This is a genomic window from Streptomyces sp. NPDC048825 (assembly GCF_043198355.1).
GTDB classification, from domain to species: domain Bacteria; phylum Actinomycetota; class Actinomycetes; order Streptomycetales; family Streptomycetaceae; genus Streptomyces; species Streptomyces xiangluensis.
The window spans coordinates 164,879-183,385 of sequence record NZ_JBICUR010000010.1; the positions used below are offsets into that span (position 1 = coordinate 164,879).

The window sequence follows — 18,507 nt, forward strand, 5'->3', positions numbered from 1 at the left end:
GCCGGCCCGTACACCTGGACCGCGTGCCCATGGATCAGGTGCCGTTGACCCACTGGCACCAGGCGGATTCCGGATCGGCGTACAGGGTGAACCGCGGGTCGCCGGTGACGGACTCGCGGATGCGATCGGGGGCTCCGATGAGGTGGAAGCGCGCGACAGGATCCTTGGGGAACAGTGCGCGCAGTTCGCCGTCCGAAAGCCCGTCGGCACAGCGGAGTTCTTGCAGGTCGAGGAAGAACTCCCGGTGTCCGTCGTCGACTTGATCGTGTAACCGCTGTCTGAGCTGCCGTTGCGTGGTGCCGCCCAGCGTGCCGCCGACCGCCATCCACAGCCGGAACGGCGCCTCAGCCAGCAGGCGCATGCGTATGACCGTGATTTCCAAGGGTGTTGTGCTCCAGTGGCGCTTGTGTCGCGGTGCGCGCCGTATGCCCGCTTGCCAGCCGTGCCCTTGCTACTCCACCTCGCAGGCCGCCAGAAGTGCGCGCCCCACGGATGCGCGAACCCTCCCCTTGCCCCACACAGGCGTAACGATGCGCTCCACATGGCAGTGCGTCAGGAAAGGACCACGTCAGGAAAGGGGGCCGCTCGTCTCCCCGGTCAGCTCGCGCAGCCTGCGCAGCACCGCACCGTGTTCCGGGCGGTGCAGGGGCGAGGCGGACAGCAGCTGCGTCAGCACCTCGCCTCGATCTCCATGACCACCCCCTGGACCCTGAGCTGGCCCGGCCATGACCCGTTCCTGCTCCCTGCCACGAACCGCTCCCCTCACAGTGCGGGTGATCAGCCGACGTCCTGACGCGAGACTTCCGGGACCGTTCCTAACGACTGAGCGGTAGTGAGTCCTGTTGCCAGAACCCATGCTCAGCCGTGTGCCCCGAACGGTGCTGGGCACACTGGTCCCCCGCTTTCGCTCCACCACCGGGCGGCGCGCCTCGTGTGCGCGGTCCGGGCAGGTGGGGGCGGGATTCCTCACGCCGCCGGGTCCCCGGTCGGGCCTGGACGGTCCGATGCCCCGCAACATCACTCTGGTGCTGCAGGGGCGGTGCCGTCCGTCGCCTGATCGGATGCCCGAGGGCGCGTCGCCCGACCGCGATGCTCGCCGCATCGTGCCGGGACGTCTTGCGTCGTGAGGTGGTCAGCTGCTTCTGCCAGTGCTGCGCACCCCACTTGCTGGTGTAGGCCGGGTCGACCGCGACGATCGCCACGTCCTGCTCGGCGGCCATAGACACCAGCCGGGTCTTGAGTTTGGCGGTCGGAAAGCGGGAGATCAGGCGGCGGAAGCGTTTGTTGCGGCCGTGCTTCTCCCGGCACTTCTCCGCCGCGAAGTCGAGGTCCTCGAGGGCGATCGCGGCGGCTCCGCAGCGGCGGGTGTGGTGCAGCAGCCGGGTCAGCGCGTGCCGGATCTGGGCGTCGCGGTGGTCCGCGTTGCCCGAGAGGTCGTAGTAGAAGCGCTGCGGCCCGCCGACCGGATTACCGTGTACGTCGAGGTGCCAGGCGGCCAGGTGATCGTCGTTCATGTCCACCCCGACCACTCCCCGGGCCAGGGCCGCCTGAAGCGGCAGCGCGGGGGCGGGGGCGCGCTGCCAGGACGCGGTCACATACCAGCGGCCACGCGCCGTGTCGTGGTGGATGCGGTAGGCCACCGCCCGGTTGGCGGTGATCCGGTCGCACCACTCCTGCCCGCGATGCTTGAACGCCACGGTCGCATCCAGCACGTACCGGCCGTGCGGCGCGTTGGCACGGTGAGCCAGCGCAGCCGGGAGCTTGATGGAGAGCTGTCCGGTGTCGGTGATCCGAATGGTCTCTTTGCCGAACCGCTTGCCGGACTCCCCATCCGCGGCCAGGAACATCCGCGCCGCCTGCCAGCGTGCCCGCCACTCCTGCTCGCTCAGCCCGGCCGCCTCCAGGTGGTGGCGGGTGTTGGCGAGGGGCTTGCCGCCGCGCACCACGCGCACCAAGCCCGCCGCCCTGTCCGCCTCCACCACCGCGAGCCGGTCCTCGAGGGCATGCTTGCGGCGGGACTTGGCATGCCACTCGACGCGCGAGCCGTAGCCGCGCGCCAGCCCTCCCCGCTTGTCCGCCTTAGCGCCCAACGGCCTAGCCAGCCGCGCCTCGATCGAGGCGATCTGCCCGCGCAGCCAGGCCATGTGGGCGGCCTGGCCGCGCCTCGCCAGCGCCCACTGGTCATGGGTAGCCTTGGTGATACTGCCCGCCCAGCGCGCCGACGAGTTGCCCGTCAAACCTTGCTTGCGCACCGCCCACGAGGCGGCATCATGCGCCAGGCCCTGCCGGGACCGCTCCGCGAGATCAGCCGAGGCCAGCGACCCGAGATAGACGCCGACCTCGCGCAGCACCGCCGCATCCGTCTCCGACACCCGCAGCCGGTCCCGGATGGCCACCCCGGCGGGACCGGGCAGCACGAACGACGCAGCCAACTCCCGCAACCCGCCCACCCGTTCACCACCATCCGGCCGAAGATCCCGTCACGGCAGTCAACGAGCATCACCCGCAAAGGTCACCCATTCGACTCAAGAACCTGCGTTCCCCCTGGAAACGGGGCCCAGAACACACCCCGGGGCGATGAAACCCCGACACGATGAACCATCGGACCACCACCTCAGACCCTGGCACTCACCCATACTCCCCAAAAGGCACTGCCGCTCAACACACCGGCAGTAGCTCCCGACCCCTCACCAAGATCTTCATCGGCCTTCTAGGCCAGGGCCGCGGCACGCGGGGACCGACCCGTGTACGCCGCCCTCAGCACCTCCAGCGCCCCGCCCATCGTGACCGTCCGCGGATTGGGATACGCCTCTGCCGCGGTCTGTCCGGCTGCCACCGTCAAATCGTCGTCGGTCAGGCCCAGTTGGGCAAGGGAGCGGGGCGCGCCGAGGCGTCCGGCCAGGTCCCAGAGGGCGTGTGGGGCGTTGTCCGTGCCGAGGGCGCGGTTGAGGGCGGTGATCGCCTCGGGGGCGGCGGGTGCGTTGTAGGCCAGGGCGTGCGGGAGCACGACCGTGTGCGTCTCGGCGTGCGGCAGGCCGAAGGCGCCGCCCAGAACATGGCACAGCTTGTGGTGCAGGCCCATGGTGGTCGCGCCCAGGCAGGAGCCGCAGAGCCAGGCCCCGTAGAGAGCACGGCTGCGTGGCCCGACGGCCTCCGGGTCGGCCACCACCCGTGGAAGCGCGGACGTCATGGCGCGGACGCCCTCCTCGGCCATCAGCGCGACGAGGGGCGAGGTGTCGGGGGCGTACAGCGCCTCGGCCGCATGGGCGACGGCGTTGAAGCCGCTGGTCACCGAGAGGGCCGGGGGCAGGCTCAAGGTGAGTTCGGGGTCGTAGACGACGCTGCGGGGCAGGACGGCCGGGTTGCGTCCGGTGCGCTTGACGCCGTGCTCGGTCACGCCCCAGACGGACGTCATCTCGGAGCCGGCATAGGTGGAGGGCACGGCAATCAGCGGCAGGCCGGTACGCAGGGCGATCGCCTTGCCGAGGCCGATCGCGCTGCCGCCGCCGACCGCGACGCAGCCGTCGGCGCCCGCCGCGTGCGCCACCTCGACGGCCCGGTCGGCGACCTCGACGGGGACGTGCATACGGGCCTCGGAGTGCAGCCCCGCGCACAGGGAACCCAGCGAGGTGGCGACCGCACGGGCGGTGACCGCGCCCTGCCTGCCGCAGACCACCAGCAGGCGCCTGAGACCGAGCCGCCCGGCCTCGTCGGCCGGCGCGGCCGTCGCGGCACCGGGGCGGAACACGACCCGTACCGGCCGGCTCTCGTAGGAGAAGTCGGGAACGTTCATGGCGTTCGTGCTGTTCATGGCGTTCATGGCATCGTGGCGTTCATTGAGGGGCGCTCCGGGGCGAGCGGGGTGAGTACGCGGTGGCTGTTCTTCCCTGCGAATACCGCGTCTCTTCGAGTACCGCGTCTCTTCTCTGCGAATACCGCGTCCGGGTGCGGATAATCGCTGTTGGCCGCGAAGATGTGCGTGGTGAGGGCGGGTACCGGCTCGTTGGCGGGCCCCTGGCCGTGACAACCGGTAACCCCGGCGCTAACCTCCGGTCGGGAACCGGTTGCCACAAGTGTTGCCGCAGTTCCCGAGCCACTGAGCGGTCGAAGGGGCGGGGCGATGACGAGAAAGAGCAACGGGGACATCGGGAACCGGAGCACGATCCGGGACGTGGCGGCCCGGGCGGGGGTGTCCGCCTCGACGGTGTCGCGCGTCCTGGCCGGCGACTACCCGGTGAGCACGGCGACGCGTACGCGCGTGATGCGGGCGGTCCGTGAGCTGGACTACGTCGCCGACGCCCGCGCCAAGGCGATCGCGGGCGTCGGCACGCCGACCCTCGCCTTCGTGCTGGACGACATCACCGGCCCGTCGTTCGCGCACATGGCGCACGGTGTGGAGCGCGAGGCGACCCGGCTCGGTCATCTGTGTCTGGTGTGCAGCACGGACGGCGACACCGAGCACGAGCTGGAGTTCATCGAGACGATGCGGGCCCAGCGTGCCGCCGCCGTGATCCTGGTCGGCGGCACCGCGGACACCGCCGAGTACCGCGCGCGGATGTCCCGTATCGCCGACTCCCTGGCCTCGGCGGGCTCACGGCTCGTGCTGTGCGGCCGGCCGCCGCTGGATCCCGGCACTCCGGTGACGGTGATCGAGTACGACAACGAGAGCGGGGCGTACGCGCTGTGCGCCCACCTCCTCGCCCAGGGCCACCGGCGCATCCTGTTCCTCGGGGGGAAGCCGGCGAACACCACGGCCCAGGGCCGCGAGCGCGGCTATCTGGCCGCGCACCGCGCCCGCGGCGAAGAACCGGACCCTCAGCTGCGCCTCGCCGGGGACTTCACCCGTGACTCGGGCCACCGCCGCATCCGCCAGGCGCTGTCCCAGGGGCTGGAGTTCACGGCAGTGATGGCCGCCACCGACATGGTCGCGGCGGGCGCGCTCACCGCCCTGCACGAGGCGGGCCTGGCCGTCCCGGACGACGTCTCCCTCGTCGGCTACGACGACATCCCCTTCGCCCGCGACCTGCATCCTCCGCTGACCACGGTCCACGTCCCCTACGAGGAACTCGGCCGCCTCGCCGTCCGTACGGCCCTCGGCAGGACCCCGGACGCCCCGAACGAGCACCTCCTGCTGGGAACGCATGTGGTGGTGCGGGATTCGGTGGCGGCGGTGCCGGGGCAGTTGGTCCCGGACGCAAGCGCCAGGGTTTCCTCGCAAGCTCCTGCTGGAGGGTTGACGTGACAACGAACAACACCGGTCCGATCCGCCTCACCGACGGTGCGCACACGGCATTGCGTCCGGCGACCGCGGCCCGGATCACCGGCGGTTTCTGGGCGACCAGACGGCGCACGAACGCCGAGGTGAGCATCCCGCAGGGCCCGGCGAAGCTGGAGGAGGCGGGCAACCTCGCCAATCTGCGGGCGGCGGCCGGCGGCAAGGGTGCTTTCACCGGTGACTTCCAGTTCCAGGACTCGGATGTGCACAAGTGGCTGGAGGCGGCGTCCTGGCAGCTTGCCGACAGTCCGGAGAACAGTCAACTTGCTTCGCACATAAGCGAGTTGACCACCCTCCTGGCTGCCGCCCAGGACGCGGACGGCTATCTGCAGACGTACTATCAGGTCGCCCGCCCCGAGCTGCGCTGGCAGGAGCTGGGCTGGGGCCACGAGTTGTACTGCGCGGGCCATCTCTTCCAGGCGGCGGTGGCCCACCACCGGGCGACCGGTCGGCGTGAACTCCTGGATGTGGCCGAGTGGTTCGCGGCCCATATCGACGCGACGTTCGGCAAGGAGAAGGCGATCGACGGGGTGTGCGGGCACCCCGAGATCGAGACGGCGCTGGTCGAGCTGTACCGCGAGACCGGCGAGCGCCGCTGGCTGGACCTCGCCGCCTACTTCGTCGACCGGCGCGGCCACGGCGTGCTGAGCGCGGGCGTCGACCGCGGCCACGACCGTGACATGGGCCAGGCCTACTGGCAGGACCACACTCCGGTGCGCGAGGCGGACACGGTCGAGGGCCATGCCGTACGGCAGCTGTATCTGCTCGCGGGGGCGACCGACCTGGTGGCGGAGACCGGCGATCCGGAGCTGCGGGCCGCGCTGGAGCGCATGTGGGACGCCATGGTGGCGACGAAGACGTATGTCACCGGCGGGGTCGGTTCGCGGCACGAGGGCGAGGCCTTCGGTGACCCGTTCGAGCTGCCGCCGGACCGGGCGTACGCCGAGACCTGCGCGGCGATCTCGTCCGTCCAGTGGTCGTGGCGGATGGCCCTGCTGACGGGCGAGGCGAAGTACTCCGACCTCGTCGAGCGCACCCTCTTCAACGGCTTCCTCTCCGGTGTCGGCCTCGACGGCGACAGCTGGCTGTACGTCAACCCGCTCCAGGTCCGCGAGGAGTACGCCGACCGCGGCGGCGACCAGACGGCTCGCCGCACCCCGTGGTTCCGGTGCGCCTGCTGCCCGCCGAACGTGATGCGGCTGCTCGCCTCGCTCCCCCACTATGTGGCGAGCGGCGACGGGGAGGGTATGCAGCTGCACCAGTACGCGACGGGGGTGTACGCCGCCGGGGAGGGCGTCGTCCGGGTGGAGACCGCGTATCCGTGGGACGGCCGGATCACCGTGACCGTCGAGGAGGCTCCGGCGGACCGTGACTGGTCGCTGTCGCTGCGGATCCCGTCCTGGTGCACGCAGTTCAAGGCCTCGGCACCCGATGGGAGCGCTCCGACCGAGGCGGGCGACGGCTGGCTGAGGATGCGCCGCCGCTGGTCCGCGGGCGACACGCTCACCCTCGACCTCGACCTGAGCCCTCGGCTGACCCGGCCCGACCCGCGCGTCGACGCGGTCCGCGGCTGTGTGGCCGTGGAGCGGGGCCCGCTCGTGCACTGTCTGGAGGGTGTCGATCAGCAGCCCGGGGTCCGGCTCGACGATGTGACACTGCCGTACGGCTCCGACCTGGCGGTCGCTCAGGATCCGGAGCTGCTGGGCGGGGTCGCCGTCGTCACGGCCGACGGGCGCCGCCGGAGCGACGGAAGCGGCGTACGGCTGACAGCGGTGCCGTACTACGCCTGGGCAAACCGGGAAGAGGGCGCAATGCGGGTGTGGATTCCCGAGGAGTGACCTCGCCGGCCGGTTCGGCGTCCCACAGGGCGAGTTCGCGGTCGCGCGGACCGTGCACCACGGGCGGCCCGTCCGAACCGAAGACGCGCACCGGATGTGAGGCGTCCCAGGCGGGCCAGCCCGGGTCGCCCTCGGCGGCGAACCGCATCCACGCGGAGTGCATCGCGTCGGCCAGCTCCTGCGGGGCCCCCTCGCCCGCGAGCTTGGCCGACTCCGGGACGTCCCCGGTGTCGAAGACGAAGCCGAGCTCCAGTGCGTGGCACGCGCCGAGATCAGGGAGGTTCGAGGGCCAGGCGAACTCGTACACGTACGAGGAGCCGGGGCGGGCGTCGGCCAGCCGGTGCAGGGGGATGCGCAGCAGGTGGTCGGTGACCATCTGGCCGAGGAGTTCGGCGGGGCGGGCGTCCGGGTGGAGGGTGCGATAGCCGCGCGGGACCTCGGAGCCGCAGTGGCAGCGGGCCATGGCACCGGCGAGGGCGACCGGACCGAGCCGGTCGACACGCTCCATGAGACCGCCCGGCACCAGCCACAGCCGGTACTCGTCCCGGGTCCAGCCCATGAGCAGCTCGACGCCCGGCGCCGCACCACCCTCGACCAGCGCCTCCATGGGGTCCCGCGGGACGACATCGCCGTCGACGACGATGCCGAAGGCGGGCCCGCCGAGGACGGGGCTGCTCAGCCGCCCCACCTCGGCCTGCGTGCGCAGCAGCAGCTCGCGGTCGACGGCGGCGAAGGCCTCGGCCGTCGCCGGGATCTTCAGCCGGGCCGCCATCCGGCGCACCATGCGCCGTACTTTGTCGCGGTCGAAGGCTTCGGGCGGCGCGCTCTGCAGGACGGCCCGTCTGAAAAGGCCCTGTGCCTGCGGGGCGGCAAGCAGGGCTCCGGTGCTGATCGCCCCGGCCGACTGGCCGAAGACGGTCACCCGGTCCGGGTCACCGCCGAACTCGGCGATCGCCTCGCGCACCCACTCCAGGGCGGCCAGCTGATCGCGCAGGCCCGGGTTGGGCGGGGCGTCCGGGAAGAGGCCGTAGCCCTCCACGCCCAGCCGGTAGTTGATCGAGACCATGACGACGCCGTCGCGGGCGAAGGCGCGTCCGTCGTAGACGGGCACGGCCGAGGAGCCGCGGGTCAGTGCGCCGCCGTGGATCCACACCAGCACCGGCAGCCGGGCCCCACGGCCCGGCTCCGGCGTCCACACATTGAGGTTGAGGCAGTCGTCGCCCGGCACGACCGGGTCGGACAGCAGCCGGGCGAAGGCCTCGGAGTACGGGGGCTTCGGCGGTGTCGGCCCGAACGCGCCCGCGTCGCGCACACCCTCCCAGGGCGTGGGCGGCACGGGCGGCCGGAACCGGCGGGGGCCGAAGGGCGCCGCGGCGTACGGGATGCCGCGGAAGACGGCGATCCCGTCCTCGTACCTGCCGCGCACGTCCCCGTACGGGGTTCTCGCCAATGGCGTCGTCCGGTCTGCCGTCATCCGAGCACCAGCTCCTCGCACGCTCGTGAACCGTCGTTCACCTCAGAGCACCACACCTCCTCCGGATATTCCGGCGTGCGTCGCTGATGGGGGGCTATTTGGCGTACATCAGGGTGCCGAAGCCGAGCTGGTCGTAGCCGCCGCTGTTGGAGCCGTAGTCGCCGCCACCACCCTCCGGATAGGCCGTCCCGGCGATGCGCTGCAGGTACGGGACGGACAGGTTGCGGCGCCGCCGGTAGTGGGAGTCGAGCATGGCCCACACCGGGCGGACCTGGCCTCGCGCGACGTCGGAGATGACCGTGTGCTCCCTGAAGTCGCAGTTGACGCCGGTACCCCAGGTGTACCGCGTGAACGGCACGCTCTCATTGAGGTTGTACTTGGCGACGTACTGAGCGGCCTTCATGAACCGGTTGCTGTCGTAGCCGTACAGGTCCTCTCCCTGGTTCCAGGCCATCTCGCAGATCGCGCCCATCTGGCCCATGCCCATGATGCTGTGGCCCTGGTCCCGGCCGGACTCCTGCCACTGGCCGAGGTTGTCCGGGTGCAGGAACGGCACGGCCTTGCGGATGGCGCCGTTGCCCGCGCCGTTCTTGAAGTAGTTCACGGCCTGGTCGTACTTGGCGCCGTCGTCGCAGAGGATGCCGATGGCCAGGACGGACGCGACGTTGCACAGGTCCCAGTTCGCCCAGTAGTTGGTGATGCAGGCGCCGTTGTGCTGGGTGAGGAACTGGTTGTTGAGCGGGTAGAACACGTTGCGCATCATGTTCTGGAACCGGCCGAGATCGAAGCCGGCGTATCCGCGCATGAGTTCCGCCGCGTTGGCGAACTCCCAGCCGTAGATCCCCGCGGCGAGGAACCGGTCGGCGTTTCCGGTGATGGTGGTGAGCCTCGACGACCAGGCGTTGAGGATCCGCACGGCGCAGTCGGCGTTGTCGCGGGTGCCGCCCACGTGCCAGCGCAGCGCGTTCTGGTAGGCGGCGGCGATGTCGTTGTAGAGGATTCCGTAGTTCTGGCCGTCGCCGCCACGGATGATGGTCGCCTGCGGGTTGGGGGTCCAGGTGGACCGCGAGTGGGAGTTGTTGATCAGGCGTTCCCAGCCGGAGCGCCACGGGTCGTCGCCCGCGGCGACGCGGACCTTGGCGCGGTTGATGTCACCCCAGTTGTGCAGCATGCCGGGGTGGGTGAAGGTGGCCGGCGCCGCCTCGGCCGAGCCCGTGAGGGCTGTGGCCGAGGCGCCGACGGCGAGAGCGGCGGTGAGTCCGCCGGCGGTCTTCAGAAGACCGCGTCGGCTCAACTCCGTCTGGTCGAGGTGCTGGTGGGGGGGGAGTGCGGCTCATGTGGTGCATCTCCAATCCCGTGGGGGGATCTACAGGGGGGTGATGCTCACCTCGCTGAATCGCGCGGTGCTGCGGGCCAGGGGGTTGCGGGAGCAGACCACGAGGCCCACGTAGTAGGGGGCGTCACCGAAGCCGGGGATCTCGCCTGCGGCGAGAGTCGTCCAGGTGGCGCCGTCATCGGTGGAGACGGCCGCGGTGAAGGCGGTTCCAGCGCGCTTCAGCCGCAGCAGACAGGGGGCGGTGACCGTGCCGTTGCCCGTGAACGCCGACCGTCCGGCCACGGTCGTACGGAGCATCAGCTGGGCGGCGGTCCCGCCCGTGACGATCGCTCCGGCCGCCTGGTCGAACGGTGACAGCGACTTGGCCATCAGCAGCCCGACCCGGTCGCCGCTCGCACCTTCGCGGGAGACGAGCCGGGCGGTGATCTCGCTGTCGCCGGTGATCGGGCGACGTACGAACTGCCCTGTCATTCCTTGGTTGTTGACGGTCAGGTCGGTCCCCGCACCGCGGACGACGAGGGTCCCGTCCTCGTACGCCGTGCTGCCGGGGGTTCGCACAGCCACCACGCCGAACGTCCCGAACTCCCGGTCGTCGAGGACCACGTCACCGAGGTCGCCGTACGTCCAGGGGGCGGGCGGCGGCGTGCCGACCGTGAGCTTGATCGAGCCGGTTCCGTCACCTGCGGCGTTGCCCGCGGTGGTGGTGACGGTGAACTCGCCGGTCTCGGTGGGTGTTCCGGAGATCCAGCCTGTGCGCTTGTCCACGCGCAGTCCGTCGGGCAGGCCGAGCGCGGTGAACCGTACGGGCTCGTGCGAGGCCCGCAGCAGATGCCGGAAGGCGACGCCCTTGTTCGCGAACGCGGTGGTAGCGGAGGGGAGTTCCGGCACCGAGGGGCTCGGCATCTTCGCGGTGGCGTGCTCGGACAGCGGCCCGCGTCCGCCGCTGTTGGTCTTGGCGACGGCGTAGTGGTACGTAGTGCCGGGCTGCCCGGTGGCGTCCGCGTACCGGATGCGGGTGCCGAAGCCGACCGGGCCGACATCGGTCGCGACGGTCACATAGGGGCCGTCGGCGTCGGTCGCCCGCAGCACCTTGTACCGGGCGGAGAGGTCGGGGTCGGTCCAGGCCACTTCCACCGCGTCGGCTCCCGCGGTCGCCCGCAGGTCGCCGGCGGCCCGGGCGGGACGCGGCACGGACCAGACCTCACCGGACATGGAGGTCACGGTGACGTTGTCGAATGCACCGGTGCCGGTCTCGGCGTACTCCTCGTCGACGCCCAGGCAGGAGGTGAGGACGAGTCCCGCGTACGCCGTCCCACCCAACTCGACCTCGGTGGATCCGACTTCGGTCCAGCGGATGCCGTCCGGTGAGATGGCTCCGGTGCAGCGGCGGCCCTTGCGGGTGACGCGCACCCAGTACGGCATACGCATCCGGTAGCCGTCGCCCGCGCCCTCGACGTACGGGGCCTCGAGCGGCGTCGCCGACTCGGGCAGGGTGCCGAGGTTCGAGATCGGGAATGACGCGCTGGTGGTGATGGCCTGCTGCTGGGTGGGCGGCACGGGGGTGCTGCCGGTGGCGGAGATCGGTGCCCCGGCCTTCGGGCGTACGGTCCACACACCGCTCCAGGTGTGCAGCGGCAGGCCCTGGATGAGCATCGAAGCGTGCGGGGCGTCGCCCTCCGAGGGGGAGCTGCGCAGAGTGACGCCGATCTTGGAGTACTGGGAGCTGAGCGGGTACACGATGCGCGCGGTGATGGTGCCGTCGCCGCGCAGCGGCAGGTGCGCGAGCCGGTAGGTGTCGGCGGTGCCGCTCGCCTCCAGGACGAACCGCTCGCCGTCGAACACCGCGGAGCCGGCGCGCTTCACATCTCCGATGTCCTGGGTCGACCAGGGCTCGGGAAGACCGACGGTGGCCGATGCCCAGCCGGAACTGCCGCTCTTTCCTTGCGAGTTGACTGCCGTGATCTTGTAGTAGTACGTCCGTCCCGCGCGGGCTTCGCTGTCGGTGTACGCCGGCTTGTCGAGTCCGGAGGCGATCTGCTCGTACGGGCCCTCGGGGCGGGTGGCCCGCTGGACGGTGTACTCGCTCGCCCAGGCGGACGGCAGCCAGCCGACGGTGACGGCCTTGTCCTCCCCCACCGCCGTGACGCCGGCCGGAGCCGTGGGCGCGGTCGGTGCGGGTGCCTTGGTGCCGGCGTAGGCGAAGGTGCCGAAGCTCGGCAGGTCGTCGTTGCTGCCCTCGACGACGCGGGCGCCGCCCGTGCCGCGGAAGACGGCGGCCTTGGTGTACGGGGTGTCGAGACCGCGGACGCCGGCGTAGTGGGCGTAGTACATCTCGTAGATCGGGGGGATGTTGCCGCGGACCCGGTCCGAGACGGTCGTCTTGATGTACTTGCCGGTGCGGTCCAGGTCGGGAGTGAAGGGGACGTCGTTGCCCAGGTTGTAGCGGGCGGCGTACTCGGCGTTGGCAAGGATGCGGTTCTCGTCGAAGCCCCACAGGTCGACGCCCTGGTTCCAGGCGACCTGCGCGGCATCCCCCATCAGGCCGACGGCGAGCTGCTCGTGGCCCTGGTCGCGGCCAGACTCCTGGCCTTGGCCACCGGCGTTGACGATGCGGCCCCGGACGCTGCCGTTGCCCGCGCCCGCCACGGCGAAGCGGAGGGCGTCCTCGAAGAGGGTGGGCTCCTCGCAGAACACGCCGATGGCGAGGATGGTCTGAATGGACGTCAGGTCCCAGTTGCCGTTGGCGTAGAGCATGTATCCGGACACTGCCGGATACCAGACGTCCCGGAAGGACTGCTCGCAGCGGGCGATGTCCTCCTGAGCCCATCCGTCGTAGCCGCTGTGCCGCAGCAGCTCGGCCGCGTTGACGAACTTGAACGCCTGGAGTCCGGCGCCGAGCGGGCCGTCGGCCCCGGTGATCGCCGTCAGCGACTTCGACCAGGCGCCCAGAATGTCCCGCGCCTTGTCGGCGTGGGCGCGGTCGCCGGTGACGCACCACATGAGGGCGTTCTGGTAGGCGGCGGCCGAGTCGGCGACCGCCTGGTTCTGGAAGTTGGTGGGGCCGCGGCCCCAGGAGGTGATCTGGCCGGTGTTCTGGATCGTGTACGTGGCCTTCGAGCGGGCGTGGGCGGCGAACGCCAGGTAGCCGTCGTGGACCGGGGACTCCTGGGCGGCGATCGCGGCCTTCATCCGGTCCAGGTCCTCCCGGGAATGCAGGAGACCGGGGTGTCTGAAAGTGAAGGCCGCTTCGGCGGCCCGGGCCCAGGCGGCCGGGGCGGCGGCGGACAGCAGTCCGCCACCGGCCGCGGCCACGAGGCCCGCCGCGCCGAGGAACGACCGTCGGCTGAGGGCATGCATGGAACTGTCTCCTGGCTTACGGGTGCTGGACGGTGAGCTTGACGGACTTGGTCCCCGTGCCGGCCGTGTTCGTGGCGGAGACGGTGATCGTGTACGTGCCGGGGACCTGCGGCTTGCCGTAGATCTGACCGGTCTTCTTGTCGACCTCGAGGCCCGTGGGCAGCCCCTCGGCGTCGTACGCCGTCGGCAGCGCGCTCGCGGTGACGAGGTGGTTGAAGATCTGGCGCGCCGTGGCCGTGGCCTCGCCGGCGCTGGTGATCTCGGGCGTGGCCGTGGAGGCCGCGGTGGCCGCGTCGAGGAAGCGGAGGTTCTTCACGTGCTCGTTGGCGAACGCCGGCACCATGTCGGTGGTCAGGTACCAGCCGGGCTTGCGCATCTTGTCGTGGACGACCGTGCCGTTGATCGCCAGGTTCTGGAAGGTGAGGTTCTTGATCGGGTGGTCCGCGTCATAACCGGTCAGGATCGCCATGTTGGCGTGCGTGCCGTTGTAGGAGAGGTTGCGGACGTAGACGTCCTCGATGCCACGGCCGTGCGCGGCGTTGTACCGGTTGGCCATGACCCGCATGTTGACCAGCTGGCCCCAGGTGAAGTCCTCGACCCGGACGTCCTGGATGCGGATGTTGCGAATGAGGTTGCTGTCGCCGGGGTTGAGGGCGAAGCAGCCCTGGTAGAGGACTTGCGGTTCGCGGTGCTGGAGGACGTCGATGTTGCTGAAGACGATGTTCTCGATGGTCTCCGGCTTCTCCGGGTTGCCATGGGTGCCCATGTTCATCGGGTGCGCGACGTCGGCCCAGAGGGTGGAGTTGCGGACTGTGACGTTTCGGCAGTCGCCGTACCAGTCCCAGCGGTGGGCGTAGATGGCGATGCAGTCGTCGCTGTTGCGCATCCAGACGCCCTCGATCAGGACGTCCTCGCTGCTGAACACGTCGATGCCGTCGCCCCACTGGCCGCTGCTGTAGGAGTGCAGGTTGCGGACGGTGACCTGCTTGGACTGGCCGATGGTGCAGGAGTAGCCGGTCTTCGGATTGAGGACGAGGATGCCGTCGATCTCGATGTTCTTGGAGAACGACACCAGGGTGGCGGCGTCCGAGTCCCAGATGATGCCCCGGCCCACCAGGCGGGCGTTCTCCACGTTGACGAACTCCACGCGGGCCTTGAGCACCGCGCCGCCGGCCAGGTACACCGTCTTGCCGCTGGGCACCTTCACCACGCCGCCCGAGGGGGTGTGAAGGCCGGGGCCGAAGTAGATGACGTCGGGGTCGTCCTGCTCGGGCCGCGTCATCTCGATGGGGTTGGCGTGCAGCTGCAGGTTGCCGTAGATGTCGCCGTCGATCTCGATGGAGAGGTTGCGCGGCTCGGTGAGGCTGAAGGTGACCGTGTCGCCGCTGACCTGATGCTGGATGTCGTACGACAGCGGGCGGATACGCGCGGAGGGGATGGTGCCCTTGGACCAGGTGACCTGCACTTCCACGGTGCCGGTGAAGTCGAGGCCGGCGACCGAGGTGGGGCGGATGGTGCCGCTGCCGGTCTTCTCGTTGATGGTCTTCGTGGTGGCCCGCAGGACGGGCACCGGCTTCCACTGGCCGCCGGGCGTACGGGCCTTGACGACGTAGGTGGTGTTGACCGGCAACGCGCCCGGGACGGGGTGGATGACCAGCCGGTCCGCGGCCTCCGGTCTGTCGTCGGCCGCGCTCGCGGTGCCGGCCGCCGCGCCGATCAGGGAGTACGCGGCGGCGGTGGCGCCCGCGGCCTGGATGAGGGTGCGCCGGGACAGGCCGGTGCCTTCGGTGTCGTTCATCGAACAGCCTTTCAAGAACGCGGAAGCGTGAACGGGGAAGCGTGAACGGGGAAGGGAGAAGGGCTACTTGAGACCGGTGGTGGACATCCCGGCGACGAAACCGCGCTGGGCGACGAGGAAGATCAGCAGGATGGGGACGACGTACATCACGGAGCCCGCCGCCAGAAGGTTGTTGACGGGCAGCCCGCCGTCCGTCACGTAGGAGGTCATGATGGCGACGGAGAGCGTCGTGCGGTCGCTGGACAGGAGCAGCATGGGGGCGATGAAGTCGCCCCAGGTCCAGGTGAAGGCGATGACGAAGCTCGCGGACAGGACCGGCCAGGACTGCGGCAGGAAGATCCGCCAGAAGATCCCGGCGTAGCCGACGCCGTCGACGATCGCGGCCTCCTCCAGCTCCCGCGGCATCCCGGCGAAGAACTGCCGGAAGAGGAACACCAGATACGGAGCGGCCGACAGCCCCCACAGCACCCACGGCCAGTACGTGTCGACCATGCCGAGCTTCGCGAAGATCAGGTACGTCGGGAAGAGCGTGATCATCTGCGGCAGCATCATCGAGCCGAGCAGCACACCGAAGAGGATCTTCTTGCCGGGGGCGGTCAGGCGGGCGAAGCCGAAGCCGACCCATGCGGAACTCAGGGTGACCAGGGTGGCGTAGATCAGGGAGATGATGAGGGAGTTGCGGGAGTACCCGAGGAAGTCGATGGCGGTGAAGGCATCGGCGAAGTTGTGCCACTGGATGTTCTCGGGCAGCCAGTGCACCGGGGAGGCCGCCAGTTCGGGCGTGGTCTTCAGACCGGTGATGACCAGCCAGCCGAAGGGGCCGAGCATCAGGCCGGTGATCACGACGAGCACCGTGTAGAGGACGAGGCGGGACTTGCGCACCCGTACCCGGCCCCCGGAATCGGGTGTCTTGACGTCCTTGGAGGTCCGGGGGGCCTTGGGAGTCACGGTGGTGGCGGTCACTTCTTCGCCTCCGGGTCGACGTTGTAGAACACCACACCGGACGTGAATTTGAAGATCAGGCCGGTCGCGATGAGGATCAGGACGAAGAGCACCCACAGGAGCGCGGAGGCGTAGCCGTAGCGGCCGAGCGCGAAGTACTGCGCGAACACGTGCATCATGTACATGTAGTTGGACTGCGGGATCGAAGTGACCCCCGCCGGGGTGGCGTTGGCGGCGAGCAGCATCGGCATGATGGTCTGCACCGAGGCGATCATCCCGGTCACGGCCTGGAAGAGCAGGACCGGCGAGAGCAGCGGCACGGTGATGCTGCGGAAAGTCCGCCAGGCGCTCGCGCCGTCGATCCGGGCCGCCTCGTGGAGTTCGCGAGGCACGTCCTGGAGCCCGGCCAGCGAGATGATCATGATGTTTCCGGCCGCCCACAGCACCGTCATCAAAATCACGTAGCGGGCGTACGGGTCGTCGAGCCAGGCGATGGCGTCGATGCCGAAGATGTTGAGGACGCCGTTGGTGGCGCCGGAGTCCCGGTTGAAGAGCTGCTTGAAGATGAGGCCCGCGCCCACCGGCGGCACCACAGCCGGCACGTACAGCAGCGTGCGCCACAGACCGCGCGCCTTGAGCGGGCGGTTGACCAGGACCGCGAGCCCCATTCCCGCGATGATCGACAGCGGTACCGAGGTGATGGCGAACAGACCGGCGCGCCCCAGGGCGTCCCAGGTCACCGGGTCGTTGAGCAGCTCCTGGTAGTTGCCGAGGCCGACGTAGCGCCAGTTGGGGGAGATGCCGTCGAACGTGGTGAAGCTCAGCCACAGCGCGTACGCCATCGGGCCGATGGTCAGCAGCAGGAAGCCGATGATCCAGGGCGAGGTGAACATGTAGAACGCCCGGTGCCGGCGGGCGGTCATGGAGGTCCGGGGCGCGCCGCCGGAGCGTTCGGCGCCGGTACGTGAGACGGCCCGGGGCCGCTCCGCCACTTCGGGGATCTGGCCGACTGTCATCCCACCTGCTCCTTACCGCGCTTCAGCTGCTCGTTGAGGGCCGAGTTGAGGCGTCCCGCGAGGGTGTCGACGGAGATCTGGCCGTTCATCGCGGCCGGAAGGACCTGGTTGATGAGGGCTTCGAAGGCGTCCCACTTGGCGTAGGGCGTGAAGGGCGTCACCGAGAAGTGCTCCAACTCGGCCTCCTGCGCCTTGAAGACCCGCTTGTGGTAGTCCTCCTTCTGCGGCATCAGCGGGCGCAGCGACTTGAGCGTCGGTATCCCCCAGCCGCCCTCCGCACGCCCCTTGGCCGGGGCCTCACCGAAGAACCACTCGAAGACCCGCCAGGCGGCGTCCTTGTTCCGCGCCTTCTTGGGCATCCACAGGCCGGTGCCGGCCTGGCAGGAGCTGAGCCGTGGGCCGCCCTCGAAGACGGGAGCGGGGGCGAGGCGGGAGACCGCCGCCACCTTCGGATCTTCGTTGATCATGCCGCCGAGCCAGTAGCCGCTGCCGGACATGGCCATGCGGTTCGCGACGTAGGTGGGACCGTCCCAGGTGTCGGGGTTGGGCTGGATGAGGCTCGGCCCGACTTTGGTCCTGGCGTACTCCACGTACCAAGTCAGGGCCTTGCGGGCCTCGGGGGTGGTGAAGTCGACCCGGCTGAAGTCCTGGGAGAAGAGGCTGCCTCCGGCGGCGGCTGTCAGGTTCGTCAGGAGGACGGTGAGGTTCACGCCGTTGTAGCTGCCGCCGTACACGGTGGTCTGGCCGTTCTTCCGCTGGACCAGACGCTTGGCGTTCTCCAGCCACTCCTCGTACGTGATCGGCTCGGTCTCGGAGGGGTAGTCGACACCCGCCTTGTCGAAGAGCGCGGTGTTGTACCAGAACATCGCGTCCTGGGAGAAGTCCTTCGCCATGCCGTAGCGGGGACCCTTGCCCTGGGTCGTGCCGTCGAACCGCCACACGTCGTTGGCCGGGTCCAGGTCGTCCGTCCTGAGGATGGTCGACTTGGCGAAGTACGGGTCCAGGTCCTCGGCCACGCCCCGGGCGGCGAAGTACGGCGCGTCCAGGGCGCCGAGGCCGCGGACCAGGTCCGGCGGGTTGCCGCTGGTGAGCATCGCGATCAGCCGGGTGATGTCGTTCTTCACCACGGTGATCCTGATGCCGAGTTCCTTCTGGGCCTGCTGGATCAGCTCCGGGGAGACGTCGTCGAGTTCGACCATCATCGTGATGCTCTCGCCGCCGCCGGGCGCGGCTCCCGCGGTCGACAGGGCACAGCCGCTGAGGGCCGCCGCTCCGGCCGCGGCACCGCCCGCCGAAAGGGCGAGGAACCGGCGGCGGCTGGGGGGAGCACCAGGGCGTGCGTGCATGTACGCCTCACCTTCTTGCGGGGAGATGGGCAGGCCGATGGGAGCGGACCGGGAGCCGACCGGATTCGACAACCGGTTGCTATGGCAGTGGGCAGAGCTTCTTCCTGTCTGGAAACTGCGTCAAG

General features: G+C 70.0%; 12 protein-coding genes. 2 read left to right on the forward strand and 10 right to left on the reverse strand.

Features of this window, described 5'->3' with window-relative positions:
• Positions 1-34: 34 nt before the first annotated feature.
• From ACGFNK_RS24290 to ACGFNK_RS24300, 3 genes are all read right to left on the reverse strand, one after another.
• On the reverse strand, positions 35-361 hold the full coding sequence (locus ACGFNK_RS24290; protein ID WP_393419102.1) for a hypothetical protein: 327 nt from the start codon (positions 359-361) through the stop codon (positions 35-37).
• Between the two features lie 454 nt (positions 362-815).
• Positions 816-2,450 carry an IS200/IS605 family accessory protein TnpB-related protein gene (locus ACGFNK_RS24295; RefSeq protein WP_393419104.1) on the reverse strand — a complete coding sequence of 545 codons (1,635 nt, stop codon included), beginning with the start codon at positions 2,448-2,450 and terminating at the stop codon, positions 816-818.
• Positions 2,451-2,710: 260 nt separating this feature from the next.
• The gene (locus ACGFNK_RS24300) at positions 2,711-3,811 is read right to left on the reverse strand and encodes a maleylacetate reductase (RefSeq protein WP_393419106.1); all 1,101 of its coding nucleotides are present in this window, start codon (positions 3,809-3,811) and stop codon (positions 2,711-2,713) included.
• A 309-nt stretch (positions 3,812-4,120) separates the two neighbouring features.
• Between ACGFNK_RS24300 and ACGFNK_RS24305 the strand changes: the two genes are divergently transcribed.
• Together ACGFNK_RS24305 and ACGFNK_RS24310 are read left to right on the forward strand one after the other, a co-directional pair.
• Positions 4,121-5,242 carry a LacI family DNA-binding transcriptional regulator gene (locus ACGFNK_RS24305; protein ID WP_393419108.1) on the forward strand — a complete coding sequence of 374 codons (1,122 nt, stop codon included), beginning with the start codon at positions 4,121-4,123 and terminating at the stop codon, positions 5,240-5,242.
• Positions 5,239-7,113 carry a glycoside hydrolase family 127 protein gene (locus ACGFNK_RS24310; RefSeq protein WP_393419110.1) on the forward strand — a complete coding sequence of 625 codons (1,875 nt, stop codon included), beginning with the start codon at positions 5,239-5,241 and terminating at the stop codon, positions 7,111-7,113. The genes ACGFNK_RS24305 and ACGFNK_RS24310 overlap by 4 nt, the downstream gene beginning before the upstream one ends.
• On the opposite strand, the gene ACGFNK_RS24315 is transcribed toward ACGFNK_RS24310, so the two are convergent.
• The 7 genes from ACGFNK_RS24315 to ACGFNK_RS24345 form a co-directional block, all read right to left on the reverse strand.
• Positions 6,995-8,587, reverse strand: a complete 1,593-nt coding sequence (locus ACGFNK_RS24315; protein WP_393419112.1) for a carboxylesterase/lipase family protein — start codon at positions 8,585-8,587, stop codon at positions 6,995-6,997. The genes ACGFNK_RS24310 and ACGFNK_RS24315 overlap by 119 nt on opposite strands.
• A 94-nt stretch (positions 8,588-8,681) precedes the next feature.
• A complete protein-coding gene (locus ACGFNK_RS24320; RefSeq protein WP_393419114.1) occupies positions 8,682-9,881 on the reverse strand; it encodes an alginate lyase family protein in 1,200 nt (399 codons plus the stop codon).
• Between the two features lie 72 nt (positions 9,882-9,953).
• The gene (locus ACGFNK_RS24325; RefSeq protein WP_393419116.1) at positions 9,954-13,280 is read right to left on the reverse strand and encodes an alginate lyase family protein; all 3,327 of its coding nucleotides are present in this window, start codon (positions 13,278-13,280) and stop codon (positions 9,954-9,956) included.
• Positions 13,281-13,296: 16 nt separating this feature from the next.
• Entirely contained in the window at positions 13,297-15,078 is a 1,782-nt protein-coding gene (locus ACGFNK_RS24330; protein ID WP_393419118.1) for a glycosyl hydrolase family 28 protein, read from the reverse strand.
• Between the two features lie 63 nt (positions 15,079-15,141).
• Positions 15,142-16,041, reverse strand: a complete 900-nt coding sequence (locus tag ACGFNK_RS24335; protein WP_393419120.1) for a carbohydrate ABC transporter permease — start codon at positions 16,039-16,041, stop codon at positions 15,142-15,144.
• Positions 16,038-17,036 (reverse strand): carbohydrate ABC transporter permease, encoded by a 999-nt coding sequence (locus ACGFNK_RS24340; RefSeq protein WP_393419122.1) that lies wholly within the window; start codon positions 17,034-17,036, stop codon positions 16,038-16,040. Before ACGFNK_RS24340 ends, ACGFNK_RS24335 begins: the two co-directional genes overlap by 4 nt.
• Positions 17,033-18,382 carry an extracellular solute-binding protein gene (locus ACGFNK_RS24345; RefSeq protein ID WP_393419124.1) on the reverse strand — a complete coding sequence of 450 codons (1,350 nt, stop codon included), beginning with the start codon at positions 18,380-18,382 and terminating at the stop codon, positions 17,033-17,035. Before ACGFNK_RS24345 ends, ACGFNK_RS24340 begins: the two co-directional genes overlap by 4 nt.
• Positions 18,383-18,507 lie beyond the last annotated feature (125 nt).